Origin of the sequence: Luteimonas fraxinea, assembly GCF_021233355.1 — a bacterium.
In the GTDB taxonomy this organism is placed as follows: domain Bacteria; phylum Pseudomonadota; class Gammaproteobacteria; order Xanthomonadales; family Xanthomonadaceae; genus Luteimonas; species Luteimonas fraxinea.
On sequence record NZ_CP089507.1, the window covers coordinates 3,315,538 to 3,332,160 of the forward strand.

Here is a 16,623-nt window from a genome sequence, read left to right on the forward strand (position 1 = left end):
ATCGCGCGCAAGCGCGCTCCCACAGGTTCTTGAGTTCGACTCAGTGTCCGCCCGACGCCGAGCCGCCGAGCTTCGCCACGAACGGCGGCTTCGCCATCCACACGAACGCGATCACCACCAGGAACAGGATGCCGAGCAGGTGGAAGATGTCGTTGAAGCCGAGCTGCGCAGCCTGCTGCGCGATCATCTGGTCGAGCATCATCGCGCCGCGTTGCACGTCGCCGTTGCCGAGTGCGGTGACGGTCTGCTGCAGCGTCGGGTCGTGTGCGGGGATGTGTTCGATCAGCTGCGCGTGATGCACCGTGGTGCGCTGGTTCCAGCCCCACGTCGTCAATGACGCGGCGAAGCTGCCGCCGAGCGTGCGGCAGAACGTCGCCAGGCCCGAGCCTGCGGCGATCTCGTGCGGCTCCAGATCCGACAGCAGGATCGTCAGCACCGGCATGAAGAACAGCGCGACGCCGAGGCCCTGCCACAGCTGCACCGTCGCGATGTGCTGGAAGTCGACGTCGAGATTGAAGCCCGAGCGCAGGAAGCTGGTGAACGCCATGACCATGAAGGCGAAGCTGGCGAGCACGCGCAGGTCGAAACGCGTCGCGTACTTGCCGACCAGTGGCGTGAGCAGTACCGGCAGAATGCCGATCGGCGCGGTCGCGAAGCCGGCCCAGATCGGCGTGTAGCCGAGGTTGCGCTGCAGCCATAGCGGCACCAGCAGGCCGACCGCGAAGAACGCCGCGTAGCCGAGCACCATCGCGATCGTGCCGAAGGCGAAATTGCGGTGCCGGAACAGGCGCAGATTGACGATCGGATCCTTCTCGGTGAGTTCCCAGATCAGGAATACCGCCAGGCCGATCACCGCGGTGATGCCGAGCCAGACGATCTTGGTCGACTCGAACCAGTCTTCCTCGTTGCCGAGGTCGAGCAGCGTCTGCAGCGCACCAACGCCGATGATCAGCGTGATCAGCCCGACGTAATCCATCTTCGGCGTTTCGAGCTTTTCGGGCCGGCCGCGCAGCTGGTTGGCGACGACGACGCTGGCGAAGATGCCGATCGGCACGTTGATGAAGAAGATCCATTCCCAGCTGTAGTTGTCGGTGATCCAGCCGCCGAGGATCGGTCCGCAGATCGGCGCGACCACGGTGACCATCGCGAGCAATGCAATGGCCTGACCGCGTTTGGCCGGTGGATAGATCGAGATCAGCAGCGCCTGGGTGACCGGATACATCGGGCCGGCGACGAAGCCCTGGATCGCGCGCGCGGCGACCAGAAACCCCATGCTCGACGCAAGACCGCACAGCAGTGACGCGAGCACGAACGCGAACGTCGCCCACACGAACAGCTTGCGCTCTCCGAAGCGTCGGACCATGTAGCCGGTCAGCGGCAGCGCGATCGCGTTGCTGACCGCGAACGAAGTGATCACCCACGTCGCCTGGTTGGAACTCGCGCCGAGGTTGCCGGCGATCGTCGGCAGCGACACGTTGGCGATCGTGATGTCGAGCACCTGCATGAACGACGCCAGCGCGAGGCCGATCGTCGTCAGCGCGAGATTCGGCGGACGGAACGCGGTTGGCGCGGCAGGGGCGCCCGGCGCGTCGGCAGTGGTCGTGGACATGGCGGACTCGGCGGGCGGCGGATCAGCGACGGGCGACGGTGGTGGCCGGCAGGTTCTGCGCGATGGTGCGTTCGATCAGGGCATCGGCCTGCGCCAGCTGTTCGGCGTAGGCATCGGTCGACAGCAGCGGCGTGTTGCGCGGCGCATCAACCGAGGCGAGCACGGCGCCATCCTGGTCGCGGATGGCGACATCGACGTGCATCGACAGGCCGAGTCGCAACGGATGCTCGACGACCTGCTTGGGATCGAGTTCGATCCGCACCGGCACACGCTGCACGATCTTGATCCAGTTGCCGCTAGCGTTCTGCGCCGGCAGCAGCGAGAACGCGCTGCCCGTGCCCATGCCGAGACTCGCGACGCGACCGTCGTAGCGCACGTCGCTGCCGTAGAGATCGGCGTGCACTTCGACCGGCTGGCCGATGCGCATTCTGGTGAGCTGGGTTTCCTTGAAGTTCGCTTCGATCCACACCTGTTCCAGCGGCACGATCGTCATCAGCGTATTGCCCGGCGCCACGCGCTGGCCGAGCTGCACGTCGCGCTTGGCGACATGGCCCGACACCGGCGCGACGATCGCCATGCGCTGCAGGTTGAGCCACGCCTGGCGCAGCTGGCCGGCGGCGGCCTGCACCTGCGGCTGGCTGGCGATTTCGGTCGCATCCACCAGCGCGCGACTGCGCGACAGCTGGCCCTGCGAACCCGACAACGCCGCTTCGGCGCCGGCCAGAATGTCGCGTGCATGCGCGAGTTCCTCGCGCGAGACCGCGCCGCTGGCGACGAGCCCCTCGCGACGCTTCACGTCCTCGCGCGCCTGGCGCACGGCGACCTGACGCGCGGCGAGATCGGCCTGGCCGGATTCGACGCTGCTGTAGAGCCCGCGCACCTGACGCACGGTGCCGGCAAGATTCGCGACGGACTGGTCGTAGGCGACCTGCGCGTCGTTGGGATCCAGATGCACCAGCGCCTGGCCGGCTTCGACGCGCATCCCTTCGTCGGCATCGATCGACACGACCGTGCCCATCGTCTGCGGCACGATGCTGACGACGTTGCCCTGCACATAGGCATCGTCGGTGTCCTGGTGCCAGCGCGCGACCAGCAGATACCACGCGGCCCAGCCGATGCCGGCAATGATGGTCACAGCGGCGAGGATCAGAAGCGCGCGGCGGCGCTTGCCGTTCTTCTGTGGCGCGGCGGCAGCAGCAGCGGATGTGGATTCGGAAGTCATGGCGTGATCGTCCCGGCGTGGGTCTGCATGGAAGAGGTGGGTGCGGTCGGCACGAGGCCGCCGCCGAGCGCGCGGTCGAGATCGACCGATGCGCCGAGACGCTGCGCGCGCAATGCAGCGAGTTGCTGTTCGAGTTGGAACAGCGGACGTTGCGCGGCGAGCACATCGAGCTGGTTGCCGAGGCCCGCCTGGTAGCGCGTATCCGCGAGTGCGAAGGCCTGGCGTGCGGCTTCGGTGGCCTCACTGACTGTCGCGATCTGCGCATCGAATGCGCGCGCTGACTGCAGCGCGTCGGTCACTTCGCGCAGGCTCGTCACCAGCGTCTGGTTGTAACTGGCGACGGCGAGGTCGTAATCGGCATCGCGTTGCGACAGGCCCGCGCGCAGACGGCCGCCATCGAAGATCGGCAGGCTGATCGCCGGTCCGCCGAGGCCGAGCACCGCGTCGCTGCCGAACAGGTCCGACAGATTGCCGGCGGCGAGGCCGACCAGCGCGCTGAGATTGACGCTCGGCTTGAACGCTGCCTGCGCCGCATCCACGCCGCGCGATGCGGCTTCCACCCGCCAGCGCGCAGCGACGACGTCGGCGCGATGGCCCAGCAGTTCGCTCGGCAGCACGGCTGGCACGTTCGGCGCGGCGGCCTGCAGCAATTGCGGACGTGCGATGTCGAGGCCGCGGTCCGGGCCTTTGCCCAGCAACGCGGCCAGCGCATTGCGCAGTCCATCGATCTGCTGCTGCGCGGCCTGTGCCTGCTGGCGCGCGATGCCGATCGAAGCGTCTGCGTTGCGCAACTGCAGCTGGTTGTCGAGACCGGCGTCGACGCGCTGCGCGGCGAGATCGCGCAGGCGGCTCGCACGCGCCTGTTCGCGCGCGGCGACATCCTGCGTGTCGAAGGCCTGCGCCAGCGCGATGTAGGTGCGCGCGACATTGGCCGACAGAGTGAGCCGCGCTGCCTGCACATCCACTTCCGCGGCGCGTGCCTGGCCGGCGGCGGCTTCGAACGTGGCGCGCTGGCCGCCCCACAGATCGGGCGCCCACGCGAAATTCAACGTCAGCACGTTGCTGGCTTTGAAGTCGCCGCCGAGCGGTTCGGGCGCGATGGTCGCGGGCAGTTGCACGCCACTCACGCGTGCGCTGGCAACGAGTGTCGGGTTGCGCTGCGCGTCGGCGAGTCCGGCCTGCGCACGCGCGCTGCGGGCGCGGGCATCGGCCGCGGCCAGCGACGGGCTGTCGCGCAGGGCTTCGTCGATCAGCGCGTCGAGCTGCGGATCGGCGAACGCCGTCCACCAGTCGGCCTGCGGGAAATCGGCCGCGCTCAGCGAGTCACCGCCAAGACTGCGCGCGGTGGCGAGCGTGTCGGCATCGGTGGCGGTCAGTTGCGGCGCGAGCCCGCGGCTGCTGGCACAGCCGGCAAGCAGCAGCGCAGATGCGAGCACAGCAACGATCGGCAATGCGGCAGCCCGCGCCCGGCGCGGGGCGCGTGTCGTGGAAGAAGACATGGTCACTGTCCGGGGAAGGAGAGGTTGTCGCGGACCTGTTCGAGGACGCGGATGAACTGCAGGCGCTCGGCCTCGTCCATGCCCGACATCGCGCGCTCGCGCACACGGTTGCCGCACTGGTCGATGTCGCGCCAGATCGCCTGGCCTTGATCGCTGAGCTGGATGCGCACCACGCGCCGGTCGCCGGGATCGGCGTGCCGCTCGACCAGGCCGCGTTCGATCAGCTTGTCGATCAACCGCGTCATCGCACCGGGATTGAGTTCGGCTGCGCGCGCCAGATCGGTCGCGCCCGTGGTGCCGAGGGCAAGCTTCTTCAGCGTGATGTACTGGCTGAAACTCAGATCGTGGCCGGCGTTCGACAGTTCATCGGCCATCCGCGCCCACATGGCGTCGCGGACCTGCCGGAACAGCAGGCCCAGCGAAGAACCGCTGGCGGAGGCGCAGGCGCGGGTGGTGTCCATGGGCCCGCATATTCCTCGCCTGTGCAATTGTTGTCAAGGCAAGTATTGTTGCCGCAAGCGGATTCCGGGCAGCGGGTTTGCCGCCATTCAGATCAGGAATCCGAGCTCAGCCGCCGGGCACGAGGTCATAGGGCTGGCGCAACTTGCGCTCGGGCTGGTCGGGATCCGCGCCGATCCGGTACAGCCACGCTGCGGCGTCGCCAGCCGCGCGCAGCCGGGTCGCGGCCAGGCCTTCGGCGACTTCAGTCTCCACCGCGATTACCCGGCCGTCCGGCCCAAAAGTCAGGACCCAGACGAAGCGGCCGCTGTAGTCCGCCGGCGCGATGTCGGTCAGGTAGCGCGTGCGGCCATTGACGAAGGTGCGGTCGCCGCGATGGAAGGCGGCGGTGTCGAGACTGTCGGCGACTTCGATCGTCGCCTCCGCGGCAACTTGCCCGTCGAAACGCAGGATTACGCGGCGCATGCCCGGTGCGACGCCGAGCGCGGCCAGATCGATGTCGCGGCAGCGGACGACCTGCGACCGTGTGCCGGTTTCGGCGCCGACCCACAGCGCGTGCCGCCCTTGCGCATCATCGATCTCCAGCCGGACCTCGACCGTGCGCTGCGGAAACGCGGCCGATTTCCAGCAGGCGAGGTGCGGGACCTCGGGCCGGGTCAGCAGTCCCAGCGCAACCGGCCGCGCTTCCGAGCCGGGTGCGGGAGCCTCCCACAGAAATTCGATGTGGCCGTGGATCGGTGAAGACGGTTCCGCACTGGCAGCTGCAGGCGCGCCCGCTGACGAGAGGCACGCGAGTGCAGATGCGAGAACAGCGTTGGACGTCCATGTGCGCATGCGGGCTTCCGGATCAAGAAAACGGGAAATTGTCAGAACATGCGCGTCCGCGCCAGTCGCGCTGTCGCACCATCCGACAAGGAGATCGCGATGCGCGGCCAACGCGGCCAGCTGCGCACGCCGGTTGTACCTGGCCGCGATTGGACTTCAGGGTTCACGCGTGTCTCACGCACGGCCGGTGTCAGATCGCCGGGCAGGGGTTGCGCGGACGCCGTCGAGGCACGACACGGCGCCGAAGCGGCGTAAGCCGCGGGAGGTCCATTGATGATGATCACGAACCGGCGCATGCGCCGCGTGTCCCGCTCGGCGCTGGCGGGTGCGATCGCCGCATCCCTGTCGATCGTGTCGGCCAACGCGAATGCAGACTGTGTACCCGTACCCACGACGGGCAACGATGCCCATGTCTGCAGCAGCGACGTGTACACCGGCGATCTCGTCGACACCGGCGGCAGCAACAGTCTCACCTTCCCGGCCGGCGGCAGCGGGGTCATCGATGGCAACGTGGTGTTCGGCGCAGGTGCGGACCGAATCGACATGCAGTCGGGTGCCATCACCGGCAACGTCACCCAGGGCGCCGGCAACGACAGCTTCGTGATCGCCGATGGAACGGTCGCAGGCGCGGTGAGCCAGGGCGAGGGCGTCGACCGTTTCGTGATGACCGGCGGCACCATCGGCTCGCTCAACCAGGGCAGCCAGCTCGATTTCGCGGAAGTCCATGGCGGGCGGATCATCGGCCTGTTCTTCGCCGGCGACTTCTTCACGATGACCGGCGGCCGGATCGGCGAAGTCAACCTCGAGCAGGGCAACAACGAGATGCGCATGTCGGGCGGCAACATCGACGGCAACGTCAGTGCCGCGCAGAACAACGATCTGCTGGAACTGTCCGCTGGCGACATCGGCGGCACGGTGAACTTCGGCAACGGCGCCAACACGGTGCGGATCAGTGGCGGCCGCATCGGCGGCTACGTGCTGACCGGCAGCGGTGTCGACGTGTTCGACATGCGCGGCGGCGCGGTCGCGGGCGGCTTGAATCAGGGCGCCGTCGACGATCTGTTCGTGCTCGCCGGCGGCACGATCGACGATGCGGTCCTGCAGGGTGACGGCAACGATCGCGCCGAGGTTTCGGGCGGTCGCATCGGCGGTGATCTGGATCAGGGAGAAGGCAGCAACGTCGCGCTGGTCGGCGGTGGCGAGATCGCCGGCGCACTGACGACGGGCGGTGGCATCGACACGCTTGCAGTCACCGGCGGCAGCATCGGCAGCGTCAGCCAGGGCGGCGGCAACGACGTGCTCGAGATCAGCGACGGTGTGGTGCTGGGCGCGGTCAACCAGGGCACGGGTGTCGATCGCTTCCTGATGACCGGCGGCACGATCGGGTCGTTGAACCAGGGCAGCGAACTCGACTACGCAGAAGTCCGCGGCGGACGAATTGTCGGTCTGTTCTTCGCCGGCGATTTCTTCACGATGACCGGCGGCCGCGTCGGCGAAGTGGATCTCGAGCAGGCGAACAACGAGATGCGCATGTCCGGCGGCAGCATTGATGGCAACGTGCGCGCGGCGCAGGGCAATGACCTGCTGGTACTGACGGGCGGCGCGATCGGTGGCGGCGTGACGTTCAACAACGGCAACGACACGGTGATCGTGTCCGGCGGCCGCATTGCTGGTGACGTGCTGCTGTTCAATCCGGGCAGTGCGAGCGTGCAATTGCACGGCAACAATCTCGTGCAGGTCAGCGGTGGCGCCATCGGCGGTGGCATCACGACGGGGCAGGGCAGCGACCGCTTCGAATGGACTGGCGCCGGCAGCATCGGCGGTGATGTCGCGCTGGGCGCGGGGGATGACCAGGCGACTCTGCGCGGTCTTGACGACACGTTGCTGACAGCGAGTGCGGCCACAGACCGGTTGATCGATGGCGGTACCGGTGCCGACGTCACGACGGGCAACGCCATCGATCGGCTGACCTTCGACGGCACGACATCCGCCGGCGCTGCGCGCTACACGCGATGGGAGCTGGTGGCGTTGACGAACGCATCGGCGCTGACGCTCGACAGCGATTTCGTGCTCGGCGATGCCGGCTCCGCGACGGGCCGGTTCGAGATCGATTCGACCAGCCAGCTTCTCGTGGGTGCCGGCGCAAATGCGGCGGTCGCGCCGTTCGTGTCCGGGCGCACTGCCACACTGGTCAATGCCGGCCTGATCGACTTCACCAATGGCGCGTCCGGTGCGGGCGACCGGCTGACGATCGTCGGCGATTACATCGGCGCGGGCGGTTCGCTCCGCCTGGACACGGTGCTCGGCGACGACGATTCGGCATCGGACCGTTTCGTCATCGCCGGCGGCCGTGCCAGTGGTTTGACCGGCTTGGACGTCGTCAATGCAGGTGGCGCCGGGGCACAGACGCGCACGGACGGCATCTTGCTGGTCCAGACGATCAACGGCGCGGGCACGGACGGTGACGCTTTCGCACTCAACGCACCCGTGGCCGCAGGCGCCTACGAATATCTGCTGTTCCGGGGCGGCATCAGCGCAGGCACCGCGGACAATTGGTATCTACGCAATACCCTCGTGGCGGCGCCGGTGCCGTCACCCGGGAATCCCGACCCGCCGCCTCCGCCGCAACCTGCGCCGGTGCCGCCCGTTGCGCCCGATCCAGGCGTTCCCGAACCCGCACCTCCGATCCAGCCCCCGTCGCCGCCTTCACCTGTGTTGCCGGGCGAACCAGTGCCTCCGCCACCGGAACCGCCGACCCCGGGCGCCACACCACGAATCGATGATGTAGTGCCCTTGTTCCGCATCGAGACGCCTGCCTATGCGGTCGTGCCGCCGGCGGCCTACGAGATGGGCATCGCGATGCTCGGCATGTTCCACGAACGCCAGGGCGAGCAGGGTCTGCTGCAGTCGGAGGGCGCGCTGTCCGCAGGTTGGGTGCGCGTGCTGGGACAGCGGCGAGAGCAGGCGTGGCGCGGCACAGCAGGCCCTGCTTTAGATGGCGGATTGAACGGCGTGCAGGCCGGACTCTACGTGTATGCCTCCGGGCAAGGCGGTGAGGCACGACATCGCATTGGCGTGTTTGCCGGCCAGGCCCGGTTGCGCGGCGACGTGCGTGGTTTTGCGCTCGGCTGGGACAACCTCACCGTGGGCGACCTGCGGCTCGACGGCGACCACGTCGGCTTGAGCTGGTCGCGTATCGCACCGGGCGGGAGCTACATCGACGCGGTCGTGATGGCGTCCCGGCTGGATGGCGATACCCGATCGAGCCGGAATCTGGGCGTACAGCTCGACGGCGACGGTCTCAGTGCTTCGCTGGAAGGCGGCTGGCCGGTCGCGCTCGGTCAGCGCTGGGTATTAGAGCCGCAGGCGCAGCTGATCTGGCAACGCGTGTCGTTCGACGATGTCGCAGATCGGTTTTCCACCGTCGGGTTCGATGCAGGCGACGCGGTAACCGCGCGGGTCGGTGCGCGGCTGCATGGCAGCTACGACACCGCGGTGGGCATCGTACGGCCCTACCTGAAGGCCAGCCTCTGGCACGACATCAGCAGCACCGACTGTGTCGTTCTGGGCGGCGATGTGTTGGCCAGCGAGCGTCGGGGCACGGCGCTCGAGATCGGTGGTGGCGTGGTGTCGCGGATCAGCGACGGCGTCAGCGTGTTCGCGGTCGGCGATGTCACGCGCAATCTTGGCGGTGAGCGTCGGCGGGTGCTGGAGGGCACGCTGGGCGTGCGTCTGGACTGGTGATGCGCGACGTCAGACGGTCCGCCGCAGCACCAGCTCCAGCACGAACTTGCTGCCGAAGAACGCCAGCACCAGCAGGGCCATCGCGGCTAGGGTCCAGCCGACGGCGCGGGCGCCGCGCCAGCCGTGGCGCCAGCGGCCGAACAGCAGGGCGCCGAAGGCCAGCCACGACAGCACGCTGAGCACGGTCTTGTGCATCAGGTGCTGGGCGAAGAAATCGTCGACGAACAGCACGCCGGTGACGAGCGTGGCGGTGAGCAGAGCGAATCCGACCCAGATCGTGCGGAACAGCAGCGATTCGAGTTCGGTCAGCGGCGGCAGCGCGCGCAGCCAACGATGGAATTCGCGTCGGCGCAGCGCGCGTTCCTGCGCCCACAGGAGCAGTGCGAGCAAGGCGGCAACGGCGAGCGCGGCGTAGGCCAGCAGCGCGAACCAGGCATGCATCTGCAGGCGCCAGTCGAGCGTGTTGGACGAGGGATGCGCGGCCTGGCCGTAGCCGAGCAGCGTCAAGGCGGTGATCGGAAACACGATCACGCCCAGCGCTGCCATGCGACCACGCACGTCATAGAGCACCGTCAGCGCGGCCATGCCGAGGCCGACCAGCGACAGCGCCGCGAAGAAATGCAGTTCGGCGCCGACCTCGCGCCACACCAGCACGTGTGCCGCCACGTGCAATGCGATTGCGCCGAGCGCAGGCGCTGCCCACCAGAGCCTGCCCGGCGCCGGCTCGCGGGCGACGCCGCGCACGAGCGCCGCGGCCGCCAGCAGATAGAGCAGGGCTGCGATGAGAACGATTGTCATCGCGCGAGTGTCTCATGCCGGGCGCTTCCGGAGGGCGCATCGCGGTGCGTGGACCACGGGGCGCGCAGGGCGGCGGGCTATAATCGCCGGCCGTATTCCGCCGTATCGAGTCCCGCATGTTCGAGTCCCTGACCCAGCGCCTGTCCGGCACCATGGAGCGCCTGCGCGGCCGCGGTCGTCTGACCGAAGAGAACATCCGCGAGGCCACGCGCGAAGTGCGCATCGCGCTGCTGGAAGCCGACGTCGCGCTGCCGGTGGTGCAGGCGCTGATCGAGCGCATCAAGGTGCGAGCGGTCGGCCAGGAAGTGCTGAAGTCGCTGACCCCGGGCCAGGCGCTGATCAAGGTCGTCCGCGACGAGCTGACCGCGGTCATGGGTGCGCAGGCGACCGAGCTCAACCTCAACGTGCCAGCGCCGGCGGTGATCCTGATGGCCGGCCTGCAGGGCGCGGGCAAGACCACCACGGTCGGCAAGCTCGCCAAGCTGCTCAAGGAAAAGCGCAAGAAGAAGGTCATGGTGGTCTCGGCCGACGTGTACCGTCCGGCCGCGATCGAGCAGTTGAAGACGCTGGCCGAACAGGTCGACGTGCAGTTCTTCCCGTCCGAATCGTCGCAGCAGCCGGTCGACATCGTGCGCGCGGCGATCGCCGCGGCGAAGAAGTCCTTCATCGATGTGCTGCTGGTCGACACCGCCGGCCGCCTCGCGATCGACGAAGCGATGATGGACGAGATCAAGGCGCTGCACGCCGCGGTCAATCCGGTCGAGACGCTGTTCGTCGTCGACTCGATGACCGGCCAGGATGCCGCCAATACCGCCAAGGCCTTCGGCGAAGCGCTGCCGCTGACCGGTGTGGTGCTGACCAAGACCGACGGCGATGCCCGCGGCGGCGCGGCGCTGTCCGTGCGTTACATCACCGGCAAGCCGATCAAGTTCGTCGGTACCGGCGAGAAGGTCGACGGCCTCGATGTCTTCCATCCCGAGCGTGTCGCCAGCCGCATCCTCGACATGGGCGACGTGCTGTCGCTGGTCGAGCAGGTCGAAGGCCAGGTCGACAAGGACAAGGCGCAGAAGCTCGCCGAGAAGGTCGCCAAGGGCAAGAAGTTCGACCTCAACGACATGCGCGACCAGCTCGAGCAGATGCAGAACATGGGCGGCATCGGCAGCCTGATGGAGAAGCTGCCGGGTCTGGGCCAGGTGCCCGAGCATCTCAAGCAGCAGGTCAGCCAGGGCAAGGAAGTGCCGCGGATGATCGCGATCATCGGTTCGATGACGAAGAAGGAACGCCGCAATCCGAACCTGCTCAACGGCTCGCGCCGCGCGCGCATCGCCGCCGGTTCCGGCACCACGCCGTCCGACGTCAACAAGCTGATGAAGCAGTACATGCAGATGGAAAAGATGATGGGCAAGATGGCCCGCGGCGGCATGAAGGGGATGATGCGCGGCCTGCAGGGGATGATGGGCGGCATGGGCGGCCGCATGCCGTTCCGTTGATCGCATGACATCCGCGGCCCGCCAGCGCAGTGACGCCTTCTGTTCGCGCTTCGGACTGCGCCTGCCGGTGTTGCTGTCACCGATGGCGGGTGCATGCCCCGTCGCGCTGTCGCGCGCGGTGATCGAGGCCGGCGGCATGGGCGCGATGGGCGCGGTGCTGTCGCAGCCCGACGACATCGGCACCTGGATGCACGGCCTGCGCGCCGCATGCGACGGGCCGGCGCAGATCAATCTGTGGATTCCCGATCCCGCGCCGGTGCGTGATGCCGCGGCAGAAGCGGCGACACGTGGGTTTCTCGCGCAGTGGGGCCCCGCCGTGCCGGTCGAGGCTGGCGATGCGACACCGGCCGATTTCGATGCGCAATGCGATGCGCTGCTGGCCGCGAAGCCCGCGGTAGCCTCGTCGATCATGGGCGTGTTTCCGGCGCCGTTCGTCGCGCGGCTGAAAGACGCCGGCATCGCCTGGTTCGCCTGCGCGACGACGCTGGACGAAGCACTCGCGGCCGAAGCCGCCGGGGCAGACGCGATCGTCGCGCAGGGTGTCGAAGCGGGCGGGCATCGCGGCGCTTTCGATGCGGCGAAGGCCGATACGCAACTCGTCGGCCTGTTCTCGCTGATCCCGCGACTCGCCGATGCGCTGCGCGTGCCGGTGATCGCTGCGGGTGGCATCGCCGATGGTCGCGGCATCTCGGCGGCGCTGACGTTGGGCGCGAGCGCAGTGCAGATCGGCACCGCATTCCTGCGCACGCCGGAGGCCGGCATCGCACCGGCCTGGGCCGAGGAGCTGGCATCGTCGGAGCCCGAGCAGGCCTGGCCGACACGCGCCTTCAGCGGCCGGCTCGGCCGCGCGCTGGCGACGGAGTACGTGCGCGCGGCCGCATCCGGAAACGCACCACTGCCGCAGCCCTATCCCGTGCAGCGCGCATTGACGGCGCCGATGCGCGCGGCCGCGGCGCGCGATAACCGGATCGATGCGATGCAGGCCTGGGCCGGCCAGTCGGCCGCGTCTGCGCAGGCGCGGCCTGCGGCCGAGCTTGTCGCCGATTGGTGGCGCACCGCCGACGCATTGCTGTGAAACGGATCGCATCGGCCACCAGCCTCTGGATCGATGGCCGGCCTGCCGATGCCGCCACGCTGACCGCGCTGCAGACCAACTACGGCCACCTGTCGACGATGCAGGTGCGCGGCGGGGCGGTGCAGGGATTCGGCCGTCATCTGACGCGCCTGCAATCGGCCAATGCCGAACTGTTCGGCAGTGCTTTATGCGCTGCGCGCATCCAGCACGAACTCGCATCGGCGCTTCACGCTGCCGCAGTCGACGACGCCACGCTCCGGGTCTCCGTCGGCGCGTTGGATGTTGCGGCGGTCGACCGGGGCGATGCCGTGGATGTGACGCTGCTCATTGCGCTGTCGCCGCCGCGCGCCGCGCCTGTGAATCCGCAACGTCTGCAGAGCTGCCGACACCAGCGTCCGCTGGCGCATTTGAAGCACCTTGCAACATTGCCGCTGCTGCATGCACGACGTACTGCGCGCGCCGCAGGCTTCGACGATGCGCTGCTGGTCGATGACGTGGGCCGTGTGCTTGAAGGCGCGTTGTGGAACATCGGCCTCGTCGATGCCGAGGGCGGCATCGTCTGGCCGCAAGGTGATGCCCTGCGGGGCGTTACCGAAGGCATATTGCGTGCAGGTCTGGACGCCGCGGATCTGGCCCAGCGCATCGCACCGGTCCGGCTGGCGGACTGCATCAGCTTCCAGGCGGCATTCGCCTGCAACAGCAGCGGCCTGTGGCCGCTGGCGTCGATCGACGGGCGGGCATTCGCGGAAGATCCGGTCGTTCCGCAGGCGTTGCAGACCGTTCTGGCGGCCGTGCCGTGGGAAGCGCTGGAGGCCTGAGCGGCCCCGGCTTGCCGAGCAGGCGGGGGTTTCCGCTATAATCGCCGGCTTACCTCGCCACTCTGGCGACTGGGCAACACAGGAAGCAAAGCAAATGGTCAAGATTCGTCTGACGCGCGGTGGCGCCAAGAAGCGTCCGTTCTACCACATCATCGTGACCGACTCGCGCAGTGCGCGCGACGGCCGCAACATCGAGCGCGTGGGTTACTACAACCCGGTCGCCACCGGTGGCGAGCAGCGTATCGTTCTCGATACCGCGCGCGTCGACCATTGGGTGTCCAAGGGTGCGCAGATGACCGACAAGGTCCGCGCGCTGTACAAGGACGCCGGCAAGGTCGCTGCTGCGACCGCCGCTGCCTGATTGACGGGCCGCGCCTTTCGGGCGCGGCCATTGTCGACATGAACGACCCGACGCGCCAACCTCCCCGCCGGATGATCCAGGTGGGCAAGGTGCATGGCGCGTTCGGTGTGCGTGGCGAAGTGAAACTCGAATCCTTCACCGAGCCGCGCAGTGCGATCTTCCGTTATCAGCCCTGGGTGCTGCGCGATCCGCGCGGCATCGAGCGCGAGTGCGAAGGCGCGAAGGGTCGCGAGACGCCGAAGGGTGTCGTCGCGACGCTGCCCGGCGTCGAGGATCGTGACGGTGCCGAAGCGACACGTGGACTCGAAGTCTTCGTGCCGCGCGATGCGCTGCCGCCGCCCAAACCCGGCGAGTACTACTGGGTCGACCTTGAAGGCCTGCGCGTGCGCAACGTCGAAGGTGTCGATTTCGGTGTCGTTTCGCATCTGTTCTCGACCGGTGCCAATGACGTGCTGGTCGCGCAGGGCGATCGCGAGCGCATGGTTCCCTTCGTCGTGCCGGACTACATCGTGTCGATCGATTTCGACACGTCGCTGGTGACGGTGGACTGGGATCCCGATTTCTAGGACGGCGCGCCGCGCCTTCGAAACGGCCGCTGTGGCCGTCGATACACCGCTGCGTCTGCAGGCACCTGACGCGCTGCGCGATGCGACCGCAGGGGACATGCCATGACGTCCGACATCATTCCGAATCCAGACGACACCGCGTCCGCAGATGCAGCGCGCGCGTCCGCCGATGCACGCGCCATCCGCATCGACGTCGTCAGTCTGTTTCCCGATTTCATCGACCAGGCCGCAGCCGTCGGTGTCGTCGGTCGTGCGCGCGAGCGCGGGCTGTTGACGATGCAGGGCTGGAATCCGCGCGATTACGCCGAAGGCAATTACCGCCGTGTCGACGATCGTCCCTTCGGCGGCGGCCCCGGCATGGTGATGCTGATCGAGCCTCTGCGCGCTGCACTCGCCGCCGCACGTGCGGCAGATCCGGCGCCGGTGCGCGTGATCTACATGAGTCCGCAGGGACGCCCGCTGACCCAGGCCAAGGTGCGCGAGCTCGCGGCTCTGCCGCGGTTGCTGCTGCTGTGTGGCCGCTACGAGGGCGTCGACGAACGCTTCCTGCAGGCCGAGATCGACGAGGAGCTGTCGATCGGCGACTACGTCCTGTCGGGTGGCGAACTGGCCGCGGCAGTGGTCGTGGACGCCGTCGCGCGGCTGCAGGACGGCGCGCTGGGCGACGCGGAGTCTGCGGTGCAGGACAGCTTCGAAGGCGATGGCCTGCTCGATTGCCCGCATTACACGCGGCCTGTCGAACACGACATGGGCCGGGTACCGGACGTGCTGCTGTCGGGCAACCATGCCGAGATTGCCAAGTGGCGGCGCCAGCAGTCGCTGGTGCGCACATTGGAGCGACGACCGGACCTGATCGACGAGACCGCGCTAGGCAAGGCCGATCGCCGGCTGCTGGCGGCCTGGCGGGCCGAACAGGGCGGAAATACGACCGGTGGGTCGGGCGGTTGATCCGGTCCGGCCGGGTGCTGGCATTCGCCCCGGGACCCCGTCTATAATGCGCGGCTAACCCGTTTCACCCCGAGCCCAAGAGCTCGCCGAGCCAGAGCGTGCGTCCACGTGCACCACGCCTATAACGACACCAACAGGCCAAGACCATGACCAACAAGCCCTCTTTGCACACCCTGCTGCAGAACTTCGAAAGTGCCCAGACCACCCGCGAACTCCCCGAGTTCGGCCCGGGCGACACCGTTGTCGTCAACGTGAAGGTCAAGGAAGGCAACCGCGAGCGTCTGCAGGCCTATGAAGGTGTGGTCATCGGCAAGAAGAACGCCGGTCTGAACTCTGCGTTCACCGTTCGCAAGATCTCGCACGGCTTCGGCGTCGAGCGCGTGTTCCAGACCCACAGCTCGATCATCGATTCGCTGGAAGTGAAGCGCCGTGGCGCCGTCCGCGCCGGCAAGCTGTACTACCTGCGTGGCCTGGAAGGCAAGAAGGCGCGCATCAAGGAAGACCTGTCCGCTTCGGCGAAGGCGAAGAACGAAAAGGCGCGCGCCGACAAGGCCGCAGCTGCTGCTGCACCGGCTGCCGCTGCCGAGTAATCGGACGTTCCGAGTCGCCCGACGGCCGCCGAAAGGCGGCCGTTTGCGTTTGTGGGGGTTTTCAGCGTGCTGCCGTGGTCTTGCGCACGCGATTTGCTGCCACCCACTGCCGCAAACAATTCCGCCACCGCACGAAAAAAGGCGCTGGATCAATCCAGCGCCCTTCGTACCGACAATCTGTTGTCGATCAATCAGTCGTAATCAGCCTCGAGCATGCGACCGGTGCGCGCCGAGTATTCCAGCTCGACGATGCGGCCATCGTTCTGGCGGATATCGATGTCGTACTCGCCATCGTCGTACGACACGTCGATGACGCGGCCCGGATGACGACGCTGTGCATCGGCGAGGATGCTGTCGAGCGAGGCGCTGTTGGCGCGGAAGCGCGGGTCGGCCTGGGCGGCGGCCGCGGCGTGCACGCGGTCGTCGTCGCCGCGGCGATCGTCGCGGTCCTGGGCGAAGGCGAGCGGTGCAGCGACGGCGAAAGCGGCGGCGGCGATCAGGCTGGCAAAGGCGGTACGGGTCATGGCGATTCCTCGGTGTGGGATGGAGAGCACCGGTCTGCAACCGGTTGACGCCAGTCTCCCCATCGCGCTTAACGCGGTTCTGATCGAGCCGTTCA

15 protein-coding genes are annotated in these 16,623 nt (G+C 67.9%); 8 read left to right on the forward strand and 7 right to left on the reverse strand.

Annotated features, from left to right (window positions below; all coding sequences use genetic code 11):
- Positions 1 to 40 precede the first annotated feature (40 nt).
- The 5 genes from LU699_RS14935 to LU699_RS14955 all read right to left on the reverse strand — a co-directional run bounded on the left by LU699_RS14935 (position 41) and on the right by LU699_RS14955 (position 5,623).
- The gene (locus LU699_RS14935) at positions 41 to 1,609 is read right to left on the reverse strand and encodes a DHA2 family efflux MFS transporter permease subunit (protein ID WP_232136100.1); all 1,569 of its coding nucleotides are present in this window, start codon (positions 1,607 to 1,609) and stop codon (positions 41 to 43) included.
- Between the two features lie 22 nt (positions 1,610 to 1,631).
- On the reverse strand, positions 1,632 to 2,831 hold the full coding sequence (locus LU699_RS14940) for an HlyD/EmrA/EmrK family protein (protein ID WP_232136099.1): 1,200 nt from the start codon (positions 2,829 to 2,831) through the stop codon (positions 1,632 to 1,634).
- Positions 2,828 to 4,330, reverse strand: a complete 1,503-nt coding sequence (locus LU699_RS14945; RefSeq protein WP_232136098.1) for an efflux transporter outer membrane subunit — start codon at positions 4,328 to 4,330, stop codon at positions 2,828 to 2,830. The genes LU699_RS14940 and LU699_RS14945 overlap by 4 nt, the downstream gene beginning before the upstream one ends.
- Before the next feature lie 2 nt (positions 4,331 to 4,332).
- Positions 4,333 to 4,791 (reverse strand): MarR family winged helix-turn-helix transcriptional regulator, encoded by a 459-nt coding sequence (locus tag LU699_RS14950; protein ID WP_232136097.1) that lies wholly within the window; start codon positions 4,789 to 4,791, stop codon positions 4,333 to 4,335.
- A gap of 106 nt (positions 4,792 to 4,897) precedes the next feature.
- Positions 4,898 to 5,623 carry a hypothetical protein gene (locus LU699_RS14955; protein ID WP_232136096.1) on the reverse strand — a complete coding sequence of 242 codons (726 nt, stop codon included), beginning with the start codon at positions 5,621 to 5,623 and terminating at the stop codon, positions 4,898 to 4,900.
- Positions 5,624 to 5,908: 285 nt separating this feature from the next.
- On the opposite strand from LU699_RS14955, the gene LU699_RS14960 reads away from it, so the two are divergent.
- Positions 5,909 to 9,358, forward strand: coding sequence for an autotransporter family protein (locus LU699_RS14960; RefSeq protein ID WP_232580225.1), 3,450 nt, complete (start codon positions 5,909 to 5,911; stop codon positions 9,356 to 9,358).
- Positions 9,359 to 9,367: 9 nt separating this feature from the next.
- Here LU699_RS14960 and LU699_RS14965 read toward each other — a convergent pair whose 3' ends face one another.
- Positions 9,368 to 10,156, reverse strand: a complete 789-nt coding sequence (locus LU699_RS14965) for a cytochrome C assembly family protein (RefSeq protein ID WP_232136094.1) — start codon at positions 10,154 to 10,156, stop codon at positions 9,368 to 9,370.
- 116 nt (positions 10,157 to 10,272) lie between these two features.
- Here LU699_RS14965 and ffh point away from each other — a divergent pair, with 116 nt between their 5' ends.
- From ffh to rplS, 7 genes are all read left to right on the forward strand, one after another.
- Complete coding sequence (gene ffh, locus LU699_RS14970; protein ID WP_232136093.1) at positions 10,273 to 11,646, forward strand: signal recognition particle protein; 1,374 nt, start codon at positions 10,273 to 10,275, stop codon at positions 11,644 to 11,646.
- A 4-nt stretch (positions 11,647 to 11,650) separates the two neighbouring features.
- Positions 11,651 to 12,721 (forward strand): NAD(P)H-dependent flavin oxidoreductase, encoded by a 1,071-nt coding sequence (locus LU699_RS14975; protein WP_232136092.1) that lies wholly within the window; start codon positions 11,651 to 11,653, stop codon positions 12,719 to 12,721.
- Positions 12,718 to 13,539 carry an aminotransferase class IV gene (locus LU699_RS14980; RefSeq protein ID WP_232580226.1) on the forward strand — a complete coding sequence of 274 codons (822 nt, stop codon included), beginning with the start codon at positions 12,718 to 12,720 and terminating at the stop codon, positions 13,537 to 13,539. Before LU699_RS14975 ends, LU699_RS14980 begins: the two co-directional genes overlap by 4 nt.
- 94 nt (positions 13,540 to 13,633) lie before the next feature.
- Positions 13,634 to 13,900 (forward strand): 30S ribosomal protein S16, encoded by a 267-nt coding sequence (rpsP, locus tag LU699_RS14985; RefSeq protein WP_232116211.1) that lies wholly within the window; start codon positions 13,634 to 13,636, stop codon positions 13,898 to 13,900.
- A 38-nt stretch (positions 13,901 to 13,938) separates the two neighbouring features.
- Complete coding sequence (rimM, locus tag LU699_RS14990) at positions 13,939 to 14,466, forward strand: ribosome maturation factor RimM (protein ID WP_232136090.1); 528 nt, start codon at positions 13,939 to 13,941, stop codon at positions 14,464 to 14,466.
- A 180-nt stretch (positions 14,467 to 14,646) separates the two neighbouring features.
- Entirely contained in the window at positions 14,647 to 15,414 is a 768-nt protein-coding gene (gene trmD / locus LU699_RS14995) for a tRNA (guanosine(37)-N1)-methyltransferase TrmD (protein ID WP_232136184.1), read from the forward strand.
- A gap of 146 nt (positions 15,415 to 15,560) precedes the next feature.
- A complete protein-coding gene (gene rplS / locus LU699_RS15000; protein WP_232136089.1) occupies positions 15,561 to 16,004 on the forward strand; it encodes a 50S ribosomal protein L19 in 444 nt (147 codons plus the stop codon).
- Positions 16,005 to 16,195: 191 nt separating this feature from the next.
- Here the strand turns inward: rplS and LU699_RS15005 are convergent, their stop codons facing one another.
- Positions 16,196 to 16,528 carry a PepSY domain-containing protein gene (locus tag LU699_RS15005; protein WP_232136087.1) on the reverse strand — a complete coding sequence of 111 codons (333 nt, stop codon included), beginning with the start codon at positions 16,526 to 16,528 and terminating at the stop codon, positions 16,196 to 16,198.
- Between the last annotated feature and the right edge of the window lie 95 nt (positions 16,529 to 16,623).

What these genes read in the sequence shown, in the direction of transcription:
- rpsP (WP_232116211.1), top strand. Translation starts at nt 13,634, where the DNA reads ATGGTCAAGATTCGTCTGACGCGCGGTGGCGCCAAGAAGCGTCCGTTC.
- LU699_RS14935 (WP_232136100.1), bottom strand. Translation starts at nt 1,609, where the DNA reads ATGTCCACGACCACTGCCGACGCGCCGGGCGCCCCTGCCGCGCCAACC.
- LU699_RS14960 (WP_232580225.1), top strand. Translation starts at nt 5,909, where the DNA reads ATGCGCCGCGTGTCCCGCTCGGCGCTGGCGGGTGCGATCGCCGCATCC.
- LU699_RS14940 (WP_232136099.1), bottom strand. Translation starts at nt 2,831, where the DNA reads ATGACTTCCGAATCCACATCCGCTGCTGCTGCCGCCGCGCCACAGAAG.
- rplS (WP_232136089.1), top strand. Translation starts at nt 15,561, where the DNA reads ATGACCAACAAGCCCTCTTTGCACACCCTGCTGCAGAACTTCGAAAGT.
- LU699_RS14965 (WP_232136094.1), bottom strand. Translation starts at nt 10,156, where the DNA reads ATGACAATCGTTCTCATCGCAGCCCTGCTCTATCTGCTGGCGGCCGCG.
- LU699_RS14950 (WP_232136097.1), bottom strand. Translation starts at nt 4,791, where the DNA reads ATGGACACCACCCGCGCCTGCGCCTCCGCCAGCGGTTCTTCGCTGGGC.
- LU699_RS14945 (WP_232136098.1), bottom strand. Translation starts at nt 4,330, where the DNA reads ATGTCTTCTTCCACGACACGCGCCCCGCGCCGGGCGCGGGCTGCCGCA.
- LU699_RS14955 (WP_232136096.1), bottom strand. Translation starts at nt 5,623, where the DNA reads ATGCGCACATGGACGTCCAACGCTGTTCTCGCATCTGCACTCGCGTGC.
- LU699_RS15005 (WP_232136087.1), bottom strand. Translation starts at nt 16,528, where the DNA reads ATGACCCGTACCGCCTTTGCCAGCCTGATCGCCGCCGCCGCTTTCGCC.
- ffh (WP_232136093.1), top strand. Translation starts at nt 10,273, where the DNA reads ATGTTCGAGTCCCTGACCCAGCGCCTGTCCGGCACCATGGAGCGCCTG.
- rimM (WP_232136090.1), top strand. Translation starts at nt 13,939, where the DNA reads ATGAACGACCCGACGCGCCAACCTCCCCGCCGGATGATCCAGGTGGGC.
- LU699_RS14975 (WP_232136092.1), top strand. Translation starts at nt 11,651, where the DNA reads ATGACATCCGCGGCCCGCCAGCGCAGTGACGCCTTCTGTTCGCGCTTC.